This is a genomic window from Longispora albida DSM 44784, from assembly GCF_000379825.1.
GTDB lineage: Bacteria > Actinomycetota > Actinomycetes > Mycobacteriales > Micromonosporaceae > Longispora > Longispora albida.
In genome coordinates this window covers 87636-108125 of the sequence record NZ_KB903837.1, presented here as the reverse complement: position 1 = coordinate 108125, position 20490 = coordinate 87636, and the positions used below count along the sequence as shown (strand labels likewise).

Annotated in this window: 15 protein-coding genes; 7 read left to right on the top strand and 8 right to left on the bottom strand. The window is 70.1% G+C overall.

The window, feature by feature from the left end; all coding sequences use genetic code 11:
- Positions 1-136: 136 nt before the first annotated feature.
- Positions 137-829, top strand: coding sequence for an ArsR/SmtB family transcription factor (locus tag A3G1_RS37310; RefSeq protein WP_018352951.1), 693 nt, complete (start codon positions 137-139; stop codon positions 827-829).
- 91 nt (positions 830-920) lie between these two features.
- Here A3G1_RS37310 and A3G1_RS0128670 read toward each other — a convergent pair whose 3' ends face one another.
- Together A3G1_RS0128670 and A3G1_RS0128665 are read right to left on the bottom strand one after the other, a co-directional pair.
- A complete protein-coding gene (locus A3G1_RS0128670) occupies positions 921-2666 on the bottom strand; it encodes an ABC transporter substrate-binding protein (RefSeq protein WP_018352950.1) in 1746 nt (581 codons plus the stop codon).
- Positions 2667-2821: 155 nt separating this feature from the next.
- Positions 2822-3145: a hypothetical protein gene (locus A3G1_RS0128665; protein ID WP_157641465.1), complete on the bottom strand. Its 324-nt coding sequence runs from the start codon at positions 3143-3145 to the stop codon at positions 2822-2824.
- 23 nt (positions 3146-3168) lie between these two features.
- On the opposite strand from A3G1_RS0128665, the gene A3G1_RS0128660 reads away from it, so the two are divergent.
- Positions 3169-4170, top strand: a complete 1002-nt coding sequence (locus A3G1_RS0128660) for a potassium channel family protein (protein WP_018352948.1) — start codon at positions 3169-3171, stop codon at positions 4168-4170.
- Here the strand turns inward: A3G1_RS0128660 and A3G1_RS0128655 are convergent.
- Positions 4160-4873, bottom strand: coding sequence for a pyrimidine reductase family protein (locus A3G1_RS0128655; protein WP_018352947.1), 714 nt, complete (start codon positions 4871-4873; stop codon positions 4160-4162). The genes A3G1_RS0128660 and A3G1_RS0128655 overlap by 11 nt on opposite strands.
- Before the next feature lie 65 nt (positions 4874-4938).
- On the opposite strand from A3G1_RS0128655, the gene A3G1_RS37305 reads away from it, so the two are divergent.
- Together A3G1_RS37305 and A3G1_RS0128645 are read left to right on the top strand one after the other, a co-directional pair.
- On the top strand, positions 4939-5784 hold the full coding sequence (locus tag A3G1_RS37305) for a GNAT family N-acetyltransferase (protein ID WP_051110703.1): 846 nt from the start codon (positions 4939-4941) through the stop codon (positions 5782-5784).
- Positions 5774-6646 (top strand): GNAT family N-acetyltransferase, encoded by an 873-nt coding sequence (locus tag A3G1_RS0128645; RefSeq protein ID WP_018352945.1) that lies wholly within the window; start codon positions 5774-5776, stop codon positions 6644-6646. The genes A3G1_RS37305 and A3G1_RS0128645 overlap by 11 nt, the downstream gene beginning before the upstream one ends.
- Here the strand turns inward: A3G1_RS0128645 and A3G1_RS0128640 are convergent.
- Complete coding sequence (locus A3G1_RS0128640) at positions 6639-6971, bottom strand: hypothetical protein (RefSeq protein WP_018352944.1); 333 nt, start codon at positions 6969-6971, stop codon at positions 6639-6641. The genes A3G1_RS0128645 and A3G1_RS0128640 overlap by 8 nt on opposite strands.
- A 73-nt stretch (positions 6972-7044) precedes the next feature.
- On the bottom strand, positions 7045-10794 hold the full coding sequence (locus A3G1_RS37300; protein WP_083937164.1) for a M28 family peptidase: 3750 nt from the start codon (positions 10792-10794) through the stop codon (positions 7045-7047).
- 401 nt (positions 10795-11195) lie between these two features.
- On the opposite strand from A3G1_RS37300, the gene A3G1_RS0128630 reads away from it, so the two are divergent.
- Entirely contained in the window at positions 11196-11744 is a 549-nt protein-coding gene (locus A3G1_RS0128630; protein ID WP_245563615.1) for a hypothetical protein, read from the top strand.
- A gap of 14 nt (positions 11745-11758) precedes the next feature.
- On the opposite strand, the gene A3G1_RS0128625 is transcribed toward A3G1_RS0128630, so the two are convergent.
- Complete coding sequence (locus A3G1_RS0128625; protein WP_083937163.1) at positions 11759-15229, bottom strand: DUF11 domain-containing protein; 3471 nt, start codon at positions 15227-15229, stop codon at positions 11759-11761.
- 303 nt (positions 15230-15532) lie between these two features.
- Positions 15533-16699, bottom strand: a complete 1167-nt coding sequence (locus tag A3G1_RS0128620; protein ID WP_018352940.1) for a phosphotransferase family protein — start codon at positions 16697-16699, stop codon at positions 15533-15535.
- Positions 16700-16812: 113 nt separating this feature from the next.
- On the opposite strand from A3G1_RS0128620, the gene A3G1_RS0128615 reads away from it, so the two are divergent.
- Positions 16813-18528 (top strand): ATP-binding protein, encoded by a 1716-nt coding sequence (locus A3G1_RS0128615; protein ID WP_018352939.1) that lies wholly within the window; start codon positions 16813-16815, stop codon positions 18526-18528.
- 52 nt (positions 18529-18580) lie between these two features.
- On the opposite strand, the gene A3G1_RS37295 is transcribed toward A3G1_RS0128615, so the two are convergent.
- Positions 18581-19450, bottom strand: a complete 870-nt coding sequence (locus A3G1_RS37295) for a hypothetical protein (RefSeq protein ID WP_157641464.1) — start codon at positions 19448-19450, stop codon at positions 18581-18583.
- Positions 19451-19604: 154 nt separating this feature from the next.
- Here A3G1_RS37295 and A3G1_RS42195 point away from each other — a divergent pair, with 154 nt between their 5' ends.
- Positions 19605-20351: a M15 family metallopeptidase gene (locus A3G1_RS42195; protein WP_018352937.1), complete on the top strand. Its 747-nt coding sequence runs from the start codon at positions 19605-19607 to the stop codon at positions 20349-20351.
- The last annotated feature ends 139 nt before the right edge of the window (positions 20352-20490 follow it).

The following is a 20490-nucleotide window of genomic DNA, read 5'->3' as shown; positions in this document are numbered from 1 at the left end:
GGCTCCGAGGGGAAACAGCAATCTGATCGTGACCGGGGTGACGGGAACGTGATCGAGGCCAGCCGTTCACGTGACCCTCGGCTCATAGGCTCGGCCCCAGTACGAGGACACCGGCACGCGTTGGGAGGTGCAGCCCATGCTCCGCATCCTGTTCACCGTCGCCGACCTGGCGGCGGTCAGTGTCGCGCCAGAGCCGGACCCGGCGATCGAGGCGCACTACGCCCGGCGGCTGCTGGCCGAGCCCGGCCCGACACCGCTGGACGCGTGGCGGAGGCGGCTGCGCTCCGGCAGGTACGAGAAGAAGGATTTCTGGCCCCAGATCCAGGCGAGAGTGGCGGCAGACCGTGGCACCCGCACCCGTGCCCTGCTGGACGGCGGCGTGGCGCAGCTGCTGCGCACCCTGCATCCGATGGTCCGGTGGACCTCGCCGGAGCTGTGCGTGCCCTCGCCCGGCGGCGTCTACCGGGAGATCCAGCTGACCGGCGGCGGCCTGCTGCTCCAGCCCTCCGTGTTCTGCTGGCGGCAGCCTGAGCTGTCCGGCGACGGCACGCTCGTCTACCCGGCCAGCGCCGAACCGGCCAGCGAGGCTGCGGGGCTCAGCGGCCTGATCGGCCGGACCAGGGCCGTCATCCTCGGCATCCTCGCGGCCGGCGGGGCCAGCACCACCGAGCTGGCCCGGCAGACCGGCATGTCGGCGGCCTCGGCGAGCCAGCACGCCGGCATCCTCCGCGCGGCGGGAGCGATCAGCACCCGCCGGGCCGGCCAGTCGGTGCTGCACACCCTGACACCGCTCGGCGAGGCGATGGTCAACTCCGCCGACCGGCGGTAACTCCACTCCGGACACGAACGGACCCCCTCCGGCTCCTGGCCGCTGGAGGGGGTCCGTCCTGAGAGGAGATTACCGTCTGACGCCTTACGCGTTACGCCTTGACGTAGACCTGCGTGAGGTTGACCTGGTTGTACAGCGGGCTCAGGTACGCGCCGCCGACCTTGGAGCCGACCAGCTTGTAGCACTGGGTGTACGTGAGCGGCACGACCGGGGCGTAGTCCTTCATGAGCTTCTGGTCGAGCGCGGCGTACTTCGGGGCCGCGGCCTTGCGGTCCGCCTCGAGCGACAGCTTGGCCAGCTCGTCGTTGATCTCCGGCACGTCCAGGTACGAGAGGGTCTGGTTGCCCTCCGCCCGGATCTGCTTGCCGTCGAACAGCACCCGCAGGGTGGCCGCGCCGTCCGGGAAGTCCTGCGCCCAGCCGTTGGAGATCAGGTCACACTTGGTGTCCTTCTTGCCGACGGTGTCGGAGTAGGTCTTCGTGTCGATCGGGTTGAGCACGATGTCGAAGAGGCCCTCACGGGACAGGCTTTCCTTGATCGTGTTCGCGGCGATGGTACCGGTCGGCGTGTTGCCGAAGCACAGCGACAGCTTCTCGACCTTCTTGCCGTTCAGCGCCTGCTTGGCCTTCGCCAGGTCGCCGCTGACCCCGCCGTCGTAGGCGTTGTAGTTCTGGTAGCCGGGGACGATCGGGGCGAGCAGGGTCGTGGCGGGCTTGGCGACCTTCACGCCGCCCAGCGCCTTCACGTAGGCGTCACGGTTCATCGCGAAGTTCATGGCCCGGCGCACGTTCACGTCGGGTACCCGCTGGGTGTTGATGTACATGTAGGTGACGAACGGCGTCGGGCCGTCGATCACGCGCTTGGACATCTCGGGGTCGTTGGCCACCGTCGTGATGTCGGCCTGGTTGACCTGGGAGGACATCACCGCGAAGGCGTCCTCGCCCTGGCTGGCCTTGATCCGGTTGGTCTGGTTCTGCCGGTTCGGCGTCCAGTCGAACTTGAACTGGTCGACGTACTGGTGCCGGGCCGGGTCGGTCTTCGGGTCCCAGTGCGGGTTGCGCTCCAGGATCATGTACTGATCCTTCTTCGCTTCCTTGCGCTTGTACGGGCCGGAGGCCACCCAGGTGTCCTCGTACTTCTCCTTGGTGTCCTTGCCCTGCGGAGTCGGCGCCGTCGACGGGTACGCCGCGATGAACGGGAACTCCGGGTGCGCCTCGGGGAAGGTGAAGATGATCGTCTTGTCGTCCGGGGTCGCGATGCCCGGCACGTTCAGGTTGCCGTCAGCCGGGCCCTTGTACTCACGCTTCGGGTCGAGGGCGTCCGGGATGTACTGCATGCCCTGCGCGCCCTGCGCCCCGAACTGCCGGGCGATGCCGTACTTGATGTCCTTCGAGGTGATCGGCGTGCCGTCCTCGTACTTGATGCCGTCGCGGAGGGTGTAGGTCCACTTCTTGCCACCCTCGGACTGGACACCGGTGTTGGTGGCCAGGTCGCCGACCAGCTTCAGCGGGCCGCCGCCCGGGTCCTCGACGAAGGTGGTCAGCATCCGGTACATCAGGTGGGTACCGACGGCCAGCTCGTCGGAGGAGTACATCTGGTTGGGGTCGAAGTGCGAGAACTCGCCGTCCTCCAGCCAGAGGATCGTGCCGCCCTTGGTGGCGCCCTTGACGTCCGGGGCCGGTGTGACGGCCTCGCCCTTGGTGTCGATGATGATCGGCTCGGCGTTCGGGTTGGGCTTGTTGTTGCCCTTGCCGTCGTTCGTCGTGGTGCCGCAGGCGCTGGCCGCGAGACTCACGGCCAGCAAACCCACGGCGAGGATCTTGGAGCTGTGCCGCATCGCGGCCCTCCCTGGTTCTCGGTGACGTTGACTTCTGTCACTGAATCTAGGGAATCACCAAGGTGGACAGAAAGACCTTTCACTCCCAGCCTTACTGTCAATAGTGCATAACGTTTAGCCGTCCAAGATGGACTCGATGCGGCGCCGGGGAGATCTCAGGGGCGTGCCACTTCGATAACGGCCTCCTTGTCGGTCACGTTCTGCACGGTGACCTTGAAGCCGGCGACCTCGGTCTGCTGGGAGACCGGCATCGAGACCTCCTGGCCCGCGACGCTGACGGTGGCCTTCTCGTCCTTGACCCCGACGAACTTGACCTCGATGCCCAGCACGCTGGCGGTGGCGTCGACCCCCCGGTCGAAGGTGATTTTGCACTTGTTCAGATCACAGCTCGTCTTGGCACCGTCGGTGGAGGAGCTGCACGCGGTCAGGGCGAGGATGGTGGCGGCGATTGCTGCGGCCATGGCTACACGTGTCTTCACCCAGCCCAGCGTAAGGTACGAACGTGACAGCCCGCACCGAGCCGACCAACGTGCGGCTGCCGGTCCCCGAGATCAGCCCGCTGCGCAGGATGGGCAGGCGGGTGCTGCTCGCCCTGTTCCTGCTGCTCCTGATGTTCGTCACTGTCGCGCTCGACCGTTCCGGGTACAAGGACAGCGCCGACGGGGAGGTGTCGCTGCTCGACGCCCTCTACTACGCGACGGTGAGCCTGTCGACGACCGGGTACGGGGACGTGGTGCCGGTCAGCGACACCGCCAGGCTGGTCAACATCCTGATCGTCACCCCGCTGCGGGTGATATTCCTTGTCGTCCTGGTGGGTACCACGTTCGAGGTGCTCACCGAGCGGACCCGCCAGCAGTGGCGGCTCGACCGGTGGAGGGGCACGTTGCGCGGGCACACGATCGTGATCGGCTACGGCACCAAGGGCCGCAGTGCGATCGACACCCTGGTCAGGGACGGCGCCGACCCGGGGAGCGTCGTCGTGGTCGACAGCAGGCACGAGCTGGCCAAGGAGGCCGCCGCGCAGGGCTACGCTGGCGTCACCGGGGACGCCTCCCGGTCGTCGGTGCTCCGGCAGGCCGGGATCGAGGACGCCTCCAGCGTCATCGTCGCCACCGACCGCGACGACACGGCCGTCCTCGTCACCCTGACCGCGCGGCAGCTCAACCCGAAGGCCGTGATCGTGGTGACCGTCCGTGAGGCGGAGAACGCTCCGCTGATCCGGCAGAGCGGCGCGACGTCCGTCATCACGTCCTCGGAGGCCGCCGGGCGGCTGCTGGGCACCGCGATGCTCAGCCCGGAGATCGCCGACACCGTCGAGGACCTGCTCATCCCCGGCATCGGCCTGGACATCGTGGAGCGCGACCCGCGCGCTGACGAGGTCGGCCGCTCACCTGCCGACTGCCCCGCGCTGATCGTCGCGGTGATCAGGGAGGGCCAGCGCTTCCACTACAACCAGGTCGAGACCATCAACGCCAGGGACCAGCTCGTGGTCATCACGGCGTAGGACCATCTTTCGTGTACCGGAGCAGGAGCACGTCGCCGTCGGCCAGCGCGTGGGCGAGGCGCAGGCCGTAGGGGGCACCGGGGGCTCCGGCGGTGATCCGGCCCGAGCCGGGGCCCGCGAGCTGCGGCGACAGGGTCAGGCACAGCTCGTCGGCCAGCCCTGCCGTGGTCAGCGCGCCCATCAGCTGCGGCCCGCCCTCACAGAGCACGGCATGGCCGCCCAGGTGTTCCATCGCCGCCGGCCACTCCACACTGGACTCTCCGCACGGCACCACGTCAGCGGTACGGGACAGCGCGGCGCGCCGGGCGGCCGGTGCCGCCTCGTGGGTGAGGACGAGGGGCCGGACGGGGGCCTCGGCGAAGGCCGGCAGGTCCGGGTCGAGGTCGAGGCTGTTCGACACGACGACGAGGCGCGGGTACTCGACCAGGCCGTGGTCCTGCCGCCACGTCCGGCGGGCCGGGTCGAGCCGCAGCGCACGGTACTGCTCGCGCCGCAGCGTACCGGCGCCGACGAGCAGCAGGTCGCACACCATCCGCAGCACCCTGAACACGCGCTTGTCGGCCGGGCCGGACAGGCCGAGCGAGGACCCCTCGACGTCGACGGCCCCGTCGAGGCTGCTGACGAAGTTGACCCGGATGCCGGTCCGCCGGGGGTAGAGCTCCGCGAGCCGGGTGTCGGTGATCTCCTCACCGGGGACAAGCATGTGCATTCCGAGCATTGTGCCAGGCTGGCCGGCCGGAACGACCCGAGCTGGGTAAAGATGATCACATGCATGTGACCCATGAGCCCGATGTCGGGCGCTTCGCCGGGCAGGTACTCCCCTGGCTCGGCCAGGACCCCGTCCGCAACAACGTGGCCTCCGTGATCGTCCAGAGCCGTGCGGAGGGGCAGGTACCGGTCGAGAACGGCGCGGTGTGGCTGTCCGTCCGCGACGGGGCCGGCGAGCTGGCGGCCGTCGCGGTCCGTACGCCGCCGCTGCACCTGCTGATCTCTGGCTGGTCCGAGGCTGCCGCCGGCCCGCTGGCCGAGTGGTACGCGGCTTATGACCCGGCGCTGACCGCCGTGGGCGGGCCGGTCGAGTTGTCCGATGCCTTCGCGCTCCGGTGGAACGAGCTCACCGGGGCCGTGGCCGGCAACCCGCAGAACTATCGCGGCTTCCGGCTCGACGAGGTGATCACGCCGAAGAACGTGTCCGGCACCCTGCGTAAGGGCGAACTGTCCGAAGAGGAGCTGATCCTGGGCTGGGTCGGCGGGTTCTTCGCCGAGGCCGCCCCGCACGAGGACCCTGCGGGCCTGCTGTCGACGGTCCGGCGCAAGCTCGAAACCGGGGCAATCGAGATCTGGGAGGACGGCGGCGAGCCGGTCTCCATGCTGTGGACCAGCGCACCGGCCGCCGGCGTCGTCCGGATCAGCGGGGTGTTCACCCCGGCCGCGAACCGTGGCCACGGGTACGCGAGCGGGATGGTGGCCGCCGTCAGCGAGCAGGTACTCGCCAGCGGGCACGTGCCATCGCTCTTCACCGACCAGGCGAACCCGACCAGCAACAAGATCTACCAGGCGATCGGGTACCGGCCGGTCATGGACACCCGGCTGTGGATGTTCAGTGGGCGCTGAGTACGCGCGACGCGAAGCCGGACCCGCCGACATCCGGGCCATGCAGGCCGCAGCGCAGCGGACGTGGACTCCGGGGCAGCGGCGGCACATCGGCGACCTGGCGTGGGGGCTCCGGTACCTGGGCCGCGCCGCGCTGTGGACGGCGGCGGACGGCGAGGTCGCCGCGTGGGCCATCGCCGGCGACTCCCTCTACGCCCCGGCCGGACTCGCCGGGGAGGTGATCGGCTGGCTCGGCGAGCCAGAGATCACGGTGCTGGAGACGGAGGAGCACCTGACGGCGGCGCTGGAGGAGGCCGGGTACGTGCGCCGGGACGGCGGCCCGTTCTTCCTCCACTGTGCGGTGGAGCTGGACGGGCTGCCGGAGCTGACAGTGCCGGAGGGGTACGAGATCCGTGCCGTGCGGCCGGACGAGGCCGGACAGCGCGCCGCCGCGCACCGGGCGGCGTGGCGGCCTGCCCGGATCGGTGCGCTCATGGTGCCGCCTGCCGACCTCGGCGCCGGCGAGTCCTCGATGACCACGGAAGCCTGCCAGTCCGTCATGGACACCTGGCCGTACCGGGCGGACCTCGACCAGGTGGCCGTCGCACCGGACGGCTCGTTCGCGGCCTTCGCGCTGGGCTGGCTGGACGAGGTGAACAAGGCCGGCGAGCTGGAGCCGGTCGGCACAGTACCCGGCCACACCCGGCGCGGCCTCGCCTCGGCGGTCAGCCTGGCGAGCCTGCACGCGATGCGGGCGGCCGGCGCGACCCGTGCCGTCGTGTACCCGCGCGGCGACGAGGCGTACCCGGTCGCGCGGAAGGTCTACTTCGGACTCGGTTTCGAGCCGGTGGCGAGGACGGTCACCTACGTGAGGGCTACGTGAGGGCCCAGAGTTCCCAGCCGGACGGGTAGCCGGTGCTCACCTGGTACACGATGAAGGGGTTGAGCTTCTCCTCGCCGTGGAACACGATCGGCAGTGAGCGGATCGCCAGGCCTGCCCTGGTGAGGCGGTAGGGGCGGCCGGGAGTGAACCACCCGCCGCCACTCACCACCCAGCCCCGGCCGTCGTGGCTGATCCGGTACATCTCGCCGGGGGTCATCCAGTAGACGTAGGCCCCGTCGCCGTCCAGCCGGAGGCCGGAGATCCGGTCGCGCTCGCCGTCCGTGAGGGTGTCGAGGGTGCCGAGGGCGGTGGCAGTGCTCAGCATGGCTCCTCCTGGTGCCGCAGGTGCCCCGGGGGCGATGGTGGCCGCCCCCGGGGCTGTCGCTGACGCGCTGGCGCTAGAGCGTGATCGACCAGGTGTCGAGCACGCCGTAGTCGCCGGGGCCGTAGTCGGTGACCCGGAGCTGCCAGGTCCCGGCCGCGGCCGAGCTCACCGGCACGCTGTACGTCCTCGTGCCGCCGAACGGGTTGCAGGGGTAGTTACCGGTGCCGGCGTACTTGACCGCGTAGGCCACGCCGTTCGGCGCGATCAGGCTGATCCCGAGGTCCTCGGCACAGGTGTGCTGGATGGTGACGGACAACTTGACCGGCGAGGTGGCCTGGCCTGTGGCGTTGGACGTGACGGGGCTGAAGATCCGGTTGTCGAGGATCTGGTAGTCCGTCGGGTTGGTGAACGTCCGGCCGCCGCCGGTGCCGTTGACGGTCAGGCTGTATGCGGCCGAGCGGGTCACCGACCCGGTACCGGTCACCGTGATGCTGTAGGTGCCCTGCGCCACGCCCGCTCCGACCTGGACGGTCATCGTCGAGCTGCTGCCCGACTGGACCTGGGCCGGGTTGAAGCTCACCGAGACGCCGGACGGGGCGCCGCTGGCCGACAGGTTCACGGTCTGCGGGTTGCCGGAGGTCGTCGTGGTGCTGACGGCCGACGTCACCGACGCGCCCGGGTTCGCGCTGCCCGAGGTGGGGCTGAGCGCGACCGAGAAGTCGTTGGTGGGCGTCGTGCCCGTCACCGTCAGGCTGTAGGTGGTGCTGTGGTCGGCCGTGCCGTCACCAGCGATGGTGATCGTGTACGTGCCGGAGGCCACCGACGATCCAACCTGGACGGTCATCGTGGAGTTGGCACCCGACTGGATCGACGACGGGCTGAAGCTGACCGTCACGCCGGACGGCTGGCCGGAGGCCGACAGAGCGACCGTCTGGGCGCTGCCGGACGTGATGACCGTCTTCACCGTCGACGTCACCGAGGAACCGGCGTTGACACTGCCGGACGACGGGTCCATCGAGATGGAGTAGTCGTTGGCCGGGTTCGGGTTGGTGCCGACCGCCGTCTTCCACAGCGTGTACGCGATGCCGTCCGCGCTGCGGTTCAGGTGGGTGGCGCTGATGTTGTTCGTGGTGTCACAGGACTGGTGGTAGCAGGGGTCGTACGCGGCGTTGGCCGTGCCGCCCCACTTGCTGGCCTGAGCGCTGGTCTTCCGGGCGCTCGCACCCGCCGCGTACCCGGAGGACGGGATCCCGGCGTTCTTGAACGAGGCGTCGTCGGAGCGGCCAGCGCCCTCGACGTTCTCCTCCGGCTGGAGGTTCAGCGAGTCCCAGTACTCCTTCATCGGCGCCGACTGCGTCGTGCTGATGTTGTTGATGAAGTACCCGCCGTTGGTCGAGCCGATCATGTCGAAGTTGTAGTACGCCTTGATCGCGGTCCGCTGCGCCGACGTCAGGTTGTTCACGTAGAACTCGGAACCGTTGAGGCCCTGCTCCTCGTCCGTCCACCAGCCGAACCGGACGTGCTTCGTCATGGTCGGGTTGGCGGCAGCCAGGTTCAGCGCGACCTCCAGCAGCGCGGCGGAACCGGACGCGTTGTCGTTGATGCCCGGCCCGGCCGACACGCTGTCCAGGTGCGCGCCGAACATGATGACCTGGTCGGACGGGCCACCGGGCCAGTCGGCGATCAGGTTGTTCGACGGGTAGGTGCAGCCGCTGTTGCAGTACTGCTCGGTGACCGTGAAGCCTGCGGCTTCGAGCTTCTGCTTGATGTAGGAGACGGAAGCTGTGTAGCCGGCCGAGCCAGCCCGCCGGTTACCGCCGTTGTTGCTGGCGATCGTGCTGAACTGGGTCAGGTGCGCCTGCACCTTCGCCACGTCGATGTCCGGCGCGCCCGGGTTCGGGTTGCCGTTGCCGACCGTCAGGCTGTACTGGACCGTCCGGGTCACGGAACCGGTACCGGTGACCGTGATGGTGTAGGTCCCGGCTGCCGCGCCCGATGTCGTCGAGACGGTCATGGTTGAACTGTTACCGGACTGCACCGACGTCGGGCTGAAGCTCACGGAGACGCCAGAAGGCGCGCCGCTGGCCGACAGGTTCACCGTCTGCGCCGAACCGGAGACGGTCGAGGTGTTCACAGTGGACTGAACGGAGCTCCCCGGCTGCACCGTACCCGAGGACGGGCTCAGCGACATCGAGAAGTCGTTCTGGTTCGCCGTGCAGGTCGCCTCGCCGGACTGGGCGCCGAGGCTCACCGCGTCCCAGGCCGCCTTCACCTTGGCGTGCCAGGCGCAGGTCGAGTCGAGGTTCTTGGCGGCGGCGAGGGTGTAGAGCCGCCACTTCTGGTACGTCATGCCGGAGGTCTTCGACAGCATCGCGTTGTAGAAGATCTTGCCGGCGTTCTGGATGCCGATACCGGTGACGGAGCTGCTGTTACAGGTCGGGCTGTTCGGCTTGCCGTTGCCCGGCGCGCTGCCCTCGGCCAGCAGGTAGAACCAGTGGTTACCGACGCCGGCCGCGGCGTGCACGGAGGACGGCAGGCTGCTGGAGTAACAGTTCGGGTGGCCGGAGATCTTCGCCGGCTCGTACATGTACCGGATCGGGCCGTTGCCCTGGAGGTTGATCTTCTCGCCGACCTCGTAGTCCGGGGTGTCGTTCGGGTTGTTCAGGTAGTGCTCGGTCAGCGCGCCCCACACGTCGGCGACGAACTCCTGCGAGGGGTGCCCGGAGATGCCGCCCGGCGTCTTGGCGTCGAGGCCGTGGCCGTACTCGTGGGCCACGACGTCGATGCCGGTGATCCACTGGTTCTGGTTGTTGTAGCCGAAGACGACACCGTCGGAGTTGCTGGAGTGGCCCCAGTACGCGTTGATGTCGTTCAGCCCGACCTCGGCGTCGGCCCACGAGCCGTTGCCGTCGAGGCCGTTGCGGCCGTACCAGTTCTTGAGCATGTCCCACTCGCCGGCGCCGGCGTACATCACGTCGACGCAGCCGGAGACCTTGTCGGTCTTCGAGGACGAGCCCCACACGTCGTCGGAGTCGGTCATGACGGCGCTGGTGCTGTAGTCCGCGCACTCCAGCTTGGGGCGGTTGGGGTCGGTCATCCGGTACGAGCCGCCGGAGTTCGTGGTGCCGATGGTCAGGTTCGAGCCGTTCCACGCGCCGGTACCGGTGCCGCCGGCCACCAGCTCCTGCTCGTGCGCGACCTTGCCGGACTGGGCGTCGACGTAGACGTACTTGTGGCTGGAGGCCAGGTGCGTCTCCTCCTTGCCGTCACCGTGGTCGTGGTCGGCCTTGCCCTCGCCCCAGACCTCCACTTCCCAGGCGAGGACCGGCTGCGGCTGGTTCGTGGCCAGCACGACGAGCTGAGGGGTGCCCGCCTGCTGGACCTTGACCAGCTTGCCCTTCGCCGTGGCGGACGCCTGCCCGCCGGCCACCTTCGGGGTGACGCCCACGTTGATCGCGGCCTCGCTCGCCGAGGCGGTGCCCAGCACCTTGCCCTCGCCGTCCGTGGTCACGACCGCGTCGCCGCCGACCACGCGCAGGCCGCGGTAGGACCGCTCGTACGACACGTAGTACAGGTCACGGCTGGCGCTGCCGCTCCGGGCGACCCCCCGCCGGTCGAACTGCTCGTGGATGCCCTTGCGCAGCGAGTCAAGCCCGCTGGATGCCGCCCGGTCAGCGGCCGACACGGCGACGGTCACCGGGTCCGGCACCGCGATGGCCGCAGCCGGCGTACCCGTGTTCAGGGTGAACGCCGCTGCGCCGCCCGCGACCACTGCCAGGGCTAACCCGGCAGTGGCCGCGGATACCACGGCTTTGCGTCTCATGTGCGTGCTCCTTCAGCTCATACCGCATTGGGTACGGTTAGCTGGAGCTAACAAGAGATCGAACATTGCCGAAACGGGGAAAACCCTTGCCCCACCCTTGTTCCGGGCGTGTACGGAGAGTGTTGAGCCTCCCTTAAGGACCGCTTCAGCGAATCCTATGGATACCGGCTGGTACGACCCGGTTGGGCGGTGCAATCACTCGCACCGGCCCGGCCTGCGGGCGACGGATCTTGCACGGAGAGTGATGGGAGTTGTTCCGCCCGGGCCCACTCCCGGCGCATCACGCCTGCCAGGCTCGCGTTCACCACGAGGCGGAACGCTCCGGCGATCAGGAACGGTGCCGCCAGGCCCAGCCAGCTCGCCAGCAGCCCGCCGAGCAAGGACCTAGCTACCCTGATGGCATGCAGCGACGGATCTGGATACCTGTGGTGGTGCTCGTGGCTCTCGTCGCCGGGGCTGCCGGTGCCGTGTACGCGCGGGTTCCGCAGTGGATCGTCTCCGGGCACGCGTGCAGTGACGCCGAGGCCGCGTTCGCCGCGTCGCTCGGGCGTGATCCGATCCTCGTCCAGCCCCCACAGGGGATCTCGCCGATCCGGCAGCAGCCGCACGAACGGTCCTTCCAGCCGTGCGAAGGCAACGCCGACAACCGGTACTACGGCGGCGCCAGCCTCGGCTTCGACCTCCCGAAGGGCGCCAGCCCCTCGGTCGCGGAGATCGAGTACCACTACCGGAGCCTGGCGACAGCGCACGGCTGGCAGGTCACCAGGCCAGCCCCCGGCGAGCTCACCGGCCAGAAGACGATCGACGGCACGGCTGTCGTCTTCCACGTCCTCGGCCTGACCCCGCCCGGGAGCCGCAAGCCCCACGAGACGGCGTACTGGGTCGAGCTCCGCTACGCCGGTCTCGGCTCGACCCGGTACCTGCTGACTCTCGAGGACACGTTCCGCTGAGCCTGAGCACCGGGTCAGCGGCGGACCACCCAGTCGCGGTCGCTCTCCCGGCCGTTGCCAGCGACGACGAGCAGCAGTGTGGAGTCCACCGGGCCGAACCTGGTACCGGAGACGAGCGTGCAGCGCAGCACCCGCGCGCCCAGCAGATCCCGGTAGTGGACGAGGACCTGCGCGTCGAAGGCTCCCGTCGCGTCGGCCGTCACCTCGACCGGGGTGGACTGGCCGGCGGACCAGGCCAGCCGGACCTTCGCCCCTGGCGGGAACTGGCTGCCGATCCCCCGTACGACCTCACCCGGCTGAGCCACGCCGGCCGAGAGCTTCAGGACGGGCTGGAGGACCACGACGGGCGTGCTGGCCGAATTGTTGGCGGGCACCGGGTCTGGAGTCACCGACGTCACCGACGCGGTCAGCACGGTGTCCACAGCGGACGATGCTGGCAGTGTCACGGTGAAGGTCCGGGCCTCGTCCGGTGCCATCGTGCCGAGGTCGCACAGGGTCGCCGTGCAGCCGGGCGGGAGCACGGGCGGCGTCAGACCCGGCGGGAGGGCCAGCGTCAGTCTCACGCCCTCGAACGGGATCTGCGAGCCGTTCCGGACGGTGATGGTCACGACGATCGGATCGCCGCCGACGTAGCCAGGCTTCGGGACTGCCGGGGTCACGCTCACCGCGAGATCCCGGGTCGGCGGGCCGACCGTCACGCGGGTCTGGGCCGAGTTGTCGGACGGGTCACCGTCCTCGAAGGAGCTTCGCGCGGAGCCGGCGACCGGATGCACGCCTTCGAGGATGCCGGAGACGGTGATCCGGACCGTGACGGCCGCGCCGGGCGGGATGGTGCCCACGGCGCAGGTCAGGCCGGTGCAGGCGCCCTGGGTCGGTACGACCATGATCTCTTTGAGGCCGGTCGACGGCAGGGTGATCGTCGCGACTGTCGCCGGTGCCGGGATCAGGCCACGGTTGGTGATGGTCAGGGTCACCGTGCTCGTGCCGAAGAACGGGATGCTCGGCGGGTCGGGCGTGATCGTGGTGTGCAGGTCGGCCATCCGCCGGTACGCGGGCTGGCTCGCGCCGCCCTGCCAGGTGCTCCACCGGGCAGGGGTGCCGCCGCTGGCGGGTACGAGATAGATCGTGGCGCTGGACGCACAGCCATCGCGCGGGGCGGCAGCGACGGCGGCCCCGTCCGCTCGCAGGCCGCAGCTCGGATAGCGGGTGAAGGCGATGTCCTGCCCGTCGGGTGACCAGGCCGGCTCGGAGGCGTTGGAGAACTCGCCGCCGAACGGCTGCCGCGCGTCCGTGCCGTCCGGCTTGGTCACGCAGAGCAGCTCGTCGCCGTAGTCGAGCGCGTAGACGATGCGCTGGGCGTCCGGCGACCAGGCCGGGTTGATGTCGTTCTCGGCGGCCCCGGGGCAGCCGTCGCCGTCGACCAGGATGCCGATGTCGCGCTGCTCGTTGACCGTGATCAGGTCAGAACTCACCCTCGTCAGCGTCGCGACCCAGAGGTGCTGGCTGGAGTACGTGCTGCGGTAACGGACGCGGATCACGGCCGTGGCGCTCGTGCCGTTGCGGTTGGTACAGCTGACGACGGTGCTGCCGATCGGGAACACGGAACCAGCGGGCTTGTCGCAGGTCGCGGGCTGGTTGACCTCGTAGTGGACGGCCATGCCGCGCGGGTCGTCGGTGAGATAGTCGCCGGCGTAGATGAGGACCTGGTCCTCGCCGACGTTCCGGTCGGCGACGGAGATGGTGATGAGCTGCGAGTACTCCCGGTCCTCGACACCATTGACCAGATACGTCAGGCGGCAGTGCAGGATCGAGCCCACCACGGCCGGCTCCGCCAGCCGCAGCCTGGGCGTCATGGTGACGGTCTCACCCGGGTAGACGTTGCCGATCTCCGGCGGGTGGAACGTGACGGTGAGGCCGTTGTCGCAGTACGAGACCCTGCCGGTGATCGTGCTCCCGGGGGCCGGCGTCGGCGCCGCGCGCTTCGTCACGTCACCACCGCCGCCGTCCGGCAGGCTGATCCGGGTGATGACCTCGCCGGTTCCGCCCTGGGAGACGTACCGGCTGGCTGCTGGCGGGTCGAGATAGGTGTCCGAGCTGGAGTACGTCCGGCGGATGAACGCGATCCGGGTACCGTCCGGCGACCAGGCCGGCGAGAAGTCGCCGTCGTAGCGGAGGTACTCCGGCGGGTACGGGACCTCGCCCAGCACCTTCTTGTCGGCCACCCGGATGATCTGCACCACCGATGGCAGGCCGCTGTTGCCGCCGATCGTGTACGCGATCATCGTGCCGTCCGGCGACCAGGACGGGTCGCGCTCGTTGCGCTCGTAGTCGGCCGGGACGCCGGTCAGCGGCACGGGATTGCGGCCGTTGGCGTCGGCGACCATGATCCGGTACGCCTCACCCGGCGTGTCCTCCGTGTAGGCCAGCCGCTGCCCGTCCGCCGACCAGTCCGGGTCCTGCTCGTCGAGGCTGGGCCGCTGCGTGTGGTTCCGCTGGTCCCTGGCACGCGGATCGGCGCTCCAGATGTCACGGTTGTCGCCGGAGGTCTCCTCTGTGTAGGTGACCTCCTCGAACTCCATGCCATACCACCAGCGGATCTGCCAGGCCGGGCTGTGCTCGGCGGCACCGGCCCGCTCGGAGATCACCCGCCGCGTCACACCGTCCACTGTGGTCGACCAGATGTCGCCGGCCGGGTCCTTGGCCCGGCTCACATAGGCGATCTCACCCTTGGTCGGAGCCCACGACGGCTGCTCACCCGTCACGACCTTGGTGACGGCCCCGCCTGCGGCCGGCATGGTCACGACGTCGGCACCCCGGGTGAAGGCGATCCGCGCGCCGTCCGGCGACCACGACGGCTGCCCCTCCGGCGCGATGTCACTGGTCAGCCGGGCCGGCACCAGCGGAGTGGCCGCGAAGGGCGCGACGGTGAAGAGATCACCGCCAAGGTCCTGCCGGGTGCTGGCGAACACCAGTTTCGTACCGTCTGGAGACCACGACGGCCAGCTGTCGTCCCCGGGATCCTGCGTGACCTGCCGGCGCTGCTCCGGGTTGGCCACGTTGACCAGCCAGATCTCGAAGTTGCCCGTGGCGTCGGAAGAGTAGGCGACCCACCTGCCGTCCGGGGACAGTTCCGGGTGCCGCTCGATCGAGTCGTTGTTCGTCAGCCGCCTGGCCGGGCCCTCGACGGTGTTGAACCACAGCTCGCCGTCCCGCTCCACCCCGCCGTCCGGCACGCGCCCGGACACCCACACGAGCCCCGCCCGTCGCCACGAACCCTCCGCATCGGGCGTGCCGAAGCTGTAGCCCACGACACCGTTGCCGTCCTCGGCCCGCAACTGCGTCGAGGCGTAACTGGTGTAGCCGAGCCGGTACGGAGTACCCACCACGTCCGCCGCCCTGGCAGGCCTGGCCGACGGCGGGAGCAGCGGAGCGGCCACGAGGGACGCCAGCATCGCGGCGGCGATCACCATTCGTGTCCGGCGCATGGGCCACCCTCCCGCTTCTCCCAGTACGGCACGCTCATGCTGCACTCGGATCACGGGCCGGACAGGGGGCGACGGGACGGCCCTTGGGGTACCACCTCCTGCCCCTCCGGGCAGAGCTGGCTGGGGTTGGGTGGAGCCGTCCTTAGGCAGGTTCGCTTTGGCGTTCCGGCGCGGGGCGCCTCCACGCCAAAGCGAACCGGACGGCTCCACCCAACCCGTGCCCGGGCGCCGTTGGCCGCACGACGCCTGCCGGCGCTTCACGGTCAGCCCTGTGGTGGCTGGGCTGGGGGCCTGTGGTGGCTGCTATCCCAGCATCTTCGCTGCTTTGTCCAGGTAGGACGCTGGGTCGGCCTCGTGGTAGCCGCGCTCGGACGGTTCGATGCGGTCCAGGAAGCCGGCGTAGATCTGGGCCTGGTGGAGCGGGGCCACGGGGCGGAGGAGGTCCAGGGCCCGTTCGGGCTCGCAGCCGGGGACCGCAGCGCGCCAGGCTGCCGACCACGCGGCGAGGATGGGCTCGGGGTCCGGTACGTCCTCTGTCATCCGGAGCGCGTCGAAGCCGGGGTGGCCGACGAAGCTGTCGCCCCAGTCGAGGACGATGTCGTCGCCGCTACCGCCGCGCAGGTTGCCCGGGTGGAAGTCACCGTGCACGAGCGTCTCGGGGATGCCGCAGTCCACGACGGCGGCCAGGCGCTCGTCGAGGCCGTCCAGGAGGCTGAGGTCCCCGTCCGGCAGGCCGGCCTGGGGGCCGTACTGGGTGGTGGCCGCCCGGATGCGGGCGGTCAGCGGGGCGCTCCGCCGGTCGGGTACTCCGAGTTCCAGCAGCTCGCCGGCCTGGCTCGCGGCGCGGGCCTGCATCGTGGCGTGCCGGGTCAGGAAGGCGGCCCGGTCGGCGGCGGTCGCGCCGTACCTGTCCTCGCCCGCCACGTCAGCCAGCAGCATCCGGCCGGCGTCGGCCCCGATCAGCTCCGGCCCGTAGCCGGGCTGGTGCCTGGCGAGCCAGCCGAGCACGGCTGCCTCGTGGTGGAAGAAGGTCGGTACCTCTTTCAGCCAGACGCGCCCGGCTCCGGCCACGCTGTCCAGGCGCCAGATGCTCGACAGGTTCCAGGTGCGCATCTGGGTGGCCTCGAAGCCGCCGATCAGGTCACGAGCCCAGGTCAGCGAGCGGGCCGGGCCGCCGGGCCTGGCGTAGGGCGCGCGCAGCGGATGGTCGGACACGTCGATCTCCACCGGGGTCAGCCCGTCCGGCCGGGGCGAGGAGCAGGCGGCCAGGTAGCTGACCTCGCCGCCGGGCTGGGCCGGGCCGTGGCTGAGCAGCCGGAGGATGGTGACGTCGAGCCCGTGGAGCTCCCTGGCGGCCGCGACGGGTTCTGTGACCTCCTGCCACCACGGCATGACGGTCTCGAAGGGCGGCAGCGCGCCCCAGGGTTCCCCGTCGAGCGCGGCCAGGATCAGCGTGACTGTGCGCGTCATGGCCGCTGACGCTATCGGCTCCGGGGGCTCGTGTGCAGCAGTGTTTCGGCTCGGAGTTCCCCGGGCAGCGGGGCGTTCCGATGAACGTGGTACCGGTTTGGCACGATGGGGCGATGACGGAGAGCGAACCGGTCGGCCTCGTCCTCGGCACCGCCGACGCGACACCACTGACCTTCTGGGTGGCAGTGCAGCCGGGGGCGTACCTCCAGCTCGACGATGTCGTGGTCACCCGGCGTGAGGTGCCAGGCAGGGATCCGGTCGCGATCTCCGGGGTGGTCACGCAGGTCAGGGCCCGGCACGAGGGCGCGCAGTTCGAGTCGGACGTGTTCGCGATCTCCGCCGGGCAGCTGCCGGCCGAGGTGCAGGAGGCTGCCGAGATCACGACGACGCGGGTCGAGCCGGAGGTGTACGTGCCGCCCCGCCCCGGCAGCACCGTGTTCCGCGCGACCGGCGACGAGCGCGCCTCGGCCCTGTACTTCGACCGGATGGAACGCCGGATCCCGATGGGCCTGGGCCGCGACGGCGCCCCGGTGTACCTGAACGCCGACTTCCTGGACGGCACACGCGGCGCACACGTCTCCATTTCCGGCATCTCGGGCGTGGCGACGAAGACGAGCTTCGCGACCTGGCTGCTGTACTCGGTGTTCCACTCGGGCGTGCTCGGCGCCGAGGCGGTCAACACGAAGGCGCTCATCTTCAACGTCAAGGGCGAGGACCTGCTGCTCCTCGACCACCCGAACGCGAAGCTCGACGACGAGGCGAGGTACGCGGCGCTCGGGCTCAGGCCCGGCCCGTTCAAGTCGGTGGCCGTGTTCGCGCCGCCGCGCGCCGGGTCGGCGGCCGGCACGCCGGACGTGGCCTGCCGGACGACCGGGGTGGATGCCTTCTACTGGACTCTCGAGGACTTCTGCACGTCCCGGCTGCTGCCGTTCGTGTTCGCGGACGCTGATGACGAGCGCCAGCAGTACACGATGGTGGTGCATCAGGTGACAGCCCACCTCGCGCGGTCAGCGGTGCCGGCTGACGGTGGCATCGTGATCGACGGCCAGCGGCTCGGGTCCTACGAGGACCTGGTCGACTACATCTGCTCGCAGCTGTCCGATGAGGACGCCCGCGGGACGTGGGCCGGGTCGGCTGTCGGGCTGGGCACGGTCAACGCGTTCAGCCGCCGCCTGATCGGCAGCAAGAAGGACCTGTCCCGGCTGATCCGCGGTGACCTGCCGCCGCGCCGCGCGCACGGGATCGACACGACCGACGCGCAGGTCAGCGTCGTCGACCTGCACAATCTCCCCGACCGGGCGCAGCGGTTCGTCGTGGGTGTCACGCTGCGGACCGAGTTCGAGCGCAAGGAGAAGGCAGGCACGGCCAAGCCGCTCCAGTTCGTCGTGCTGGACGAGCTGAACAAGTACGCGCCGCGCGAGGGCACCAGCCCGATCAAGGAGATCCTGCTCGACATCGCCGAGCGTGGCCGGTCCCTCGGCGTGATCCTGATCGGCGCGCAGCAGACCGCGAGCGAGGTCGAGCGGCGGATCGTGGCCAACTCGGCGATCCGGGTGGTCGGGCGGCTCGACCCGGCGGAGGCCTCGCGGCCGGAGTACGGCTTCCTGCCGGCCTCGCAGCGGCAGCGGGTGCTGCTGGCCAAGCCGGGCACGATGTTCGTGGCCCAGCCGGAGATCCCGGTGCCGCTGGTCGTCGAGTTCCCGTTCCCGTCGTGGGCGACCCGGCCGAGCGAGGCCGGTTCCCCGCCGGAGACCACGCACCGGTCAGCCACGCAGAAGGCCGATCCGTTCGCCCTGGCCGGCGACAGCACCGACGACATCCCGTTCTAGGCATCGCACAGCGACGGCCCGGCTCCAGGAGAGCCGGGCCGTTTGCTGGTCGCTACGGCCTGCCGCAGGCCTTGCATGGCTGGCGGGTGTCGAGGTTGTACCCGATGGCGGCGATCCCCAGGCCGACGCCCCACGCCAGGTACCCGGGCACGGCCACCCAGAAGAACGCCAGCGGGAACGGGTCGGCCACGAAGCTGCCCGAGACGGTCTCGACGGTCAGGTAGCCCAGTACGACGGTGAAGTAGACGGTGATCCCGCCGGCGAGGGCGTAGGCCGGGCCGAGGACGAGCCAGCGCTGGACCTTCCGCCCAGCCAGGAACGGTACCCACCGGGGCCAGACCCGCCCGAAGTCGTGCACGAGCGCCAGCGGCAGCAGGGTACCGGCGAGCACGAACCCCACCTCGAACACCACGAGCGCCACACCCTGCTCCAGCGGGATCTCGCCCCACCCGACCACGACCTGTGCCGCGATCCGGACGAAGCAGGCCGCGATGGCCCCGTACGCGCCCCACCACGCCCACCTCGGCCGGCGTTCCCTGACGACGGCGCGGCGGCTGCACGCGGCACAGTGGACGCGGGCGTGCTGGATGGCGGCCCTGGCCAGCAGGCCAGCCCCGATCAGGCACGCGGCCCGGCTGGCGGCGGCGAGCGGGTCGATCTCGGGGCCGAGGCCGGGGATCAGCCCGTACACGACGTCGAGCAGGAACAGCGGGCAGGAGAAGACGAGCGCGGCGACGAGGGTCCACGCGACCGGCCGCGCCGCCCGGTACCGGAGAAGAAACGCCGACGTGGCAGCTGCCAGGCACAGGCCAGCGGCCCACCAGCCCCGCGCCAGCAGCAGGTCGCCGTCCGGCCGTGCCACCAGCACGGCGGCGTATCCGGCGAGCCAGCAGCCCGCCAGCAGGTCTCTCTTCGCGATCATGCTGTCAGCCTGCCGGGACGGCGGCACGAACTGATCACCCTGAGCAGGGGCACTGTTCCCCCGGAGGAGGGAGCCCGTCCATTGACTCGGGTGGATCGGCTACGGAACCATCGGTGCCGGTTCGGGGGACTGACGAAGACAGCCGAGGAGCACCATGTCCCTCCACACAGCACTGAGGACGTTCGTCTCGCTCGCGGTGATGGTGGCCGCGACGGTGACAGTGGGCGTGTTCACTGCCGGCACCGCGCACGCCGACGCCTGCTACACCTGGAACAGGACCCTCACGCAGGGCACGTCCGGCGGCGACGTCACCACCCTCCAGATCCGCGTGGCCGGCTGGATGAGCTACGGCGAGGTCCTGTCGATCGACGGCTCGTACGGCCCGGCGACCACCAACGCCGTCCGGCGCTTCCAGGCGGCGTACGGGCTGGCGGCCGACGGCGTCGCGGGCCCAGCCACCTTCGCGAAGCTCTACGAACTCCAGGACGACGACTGCACCCCGGCACACTTCGCCTGGTCCGAAGTGGACGGTGGCTGCGGGCAGGGCGGCTACTCTGGCGGCAGTGTCAGCGCCGCCACCGTCCAGTCGAACCTGATGCGGGCTATGTGGCGGGCTGAGGCACTGCGCAAGCAGCTCGGCGGGTACCCGCTGACGGTCACGTCCGGCTTCCGCAGCAAGGCCTGCGACGCCTCGGTGGGCGGCTCCGGCAGCGGGCAGCACACGTACGGCACGGCTCTCGACCTGGTGTCGGGCAGCGTCACGCTGTGCCGGATCGCGCAGCAGGCCCGGTACGCGGGCTTCAACGGCATCTTCGGCCCCGGATACCCGGACCACAACGACCACGTCCACGTCGATATCCGGTCGAGCCGGTCCTGGTCGGCACCCAGCTGCGGGATCTGATGACGATGCGGTGCCGCCTGACACCCCGGTCAGGCGGCACCGCATCGTTTCATCGCACCGCGCCGACGTGGCGAGCGATCCGCTCGGCGAGTTCCTCTTCTGCTCCAGGCGACGGATGATTGGCCACTGCGAAGCTCGC

Excerpts from the sequence above, each read along its gene's own strand:
- A3G1_RS37310 (WP_018352951.1), top strand. The coding sequence starts at position 137 with ATGCTCCGCATCCTGTTCACCGTCGCCGACCTGGCGGCGGTCAGTGTC.
- A3G1_RS0128670 (WP_018352950.1), bottom strand. The coding sequence starts at position 2,666 with ATGCGGCACAGCTCCAAGATCCTCGCCGTGGGTTTGCTGGCCGTGAGT.
- A3G1_RS0128655 (WP_018352947.1), bottom strand. The coding sequence starts at position 4,873 with ATGCTTGTCCCCGGTGAGGAGATCACCGACACCCGGCTCGCGGAGCTC.
- A3G1_RS37305 (WP_051110703.1), top strand. The coding sequence starts at position 4,939 with ATGCATGTGACCCATGAGCCCGATGTCGGGCGCTTCGCCGGGCAGGTA.
- A3G1_RS0128640 (WP_018352944.1), bottom strand. The coding sequence starts at position 6,971 with ATGCTGAGCACTGCCACCGCCCTCGGCACCCTCGACACCCTCACGGAC.
- A3G1_RS37300 (WP_083937164.1), bottom strand. The coding sequence starts at position 10,794 with ATGAGACGCAAAGCCGTGGTATCCGCGGCCACTGCCGGGTTAGCCCTG.
- A3G1_RS0128630 (WP_245563615.1), top strand. The coding sequence starts at position 11,196 with ATGCAGCGACGGATCTGGATACCTGTGGTGGTGCTCGTGGCTCTCGTC.
- A3G1_RS0128625 (WP_083937163.1), bottom strand. The coding sequence starts at position 15,229 with ATGCGCCGGACACGAATGGTGATCGCCGCCGCGATGCTGGCGTCCCTC.
- A3G1_RS0128620 (WP_018352940.1), bottom strand. The coding sequence starts at position 16,699 with ATGACGCGCACAGTCACGCTGATCCTGGCCGCGCTCGACGGGGAACCC.
- A3G1_RS0128615 (WP_018352939.1), top strand. The coding sequence starts at position 16,813 with ATGACGGAGAGCGAACCGGTCGGCCTCGTCCTCGGCACCGCCGACGCG.
- A3G1_RS37295 (WP_157641464.1), bottom strand. The coding sequence starts at position 19,450 with ATGATCGCGAAGAGAGACCTGCTGGCGGGCTGCTGGCTCGCCGGATAC.
- A3G1_RS42195 (WP_018352937.1), top strand. The coding sequence starts at position 19,605 with ATGTCCCTCCACACAGCACTGAGGACGTTCGTCTCGCTCGCGGTGATG.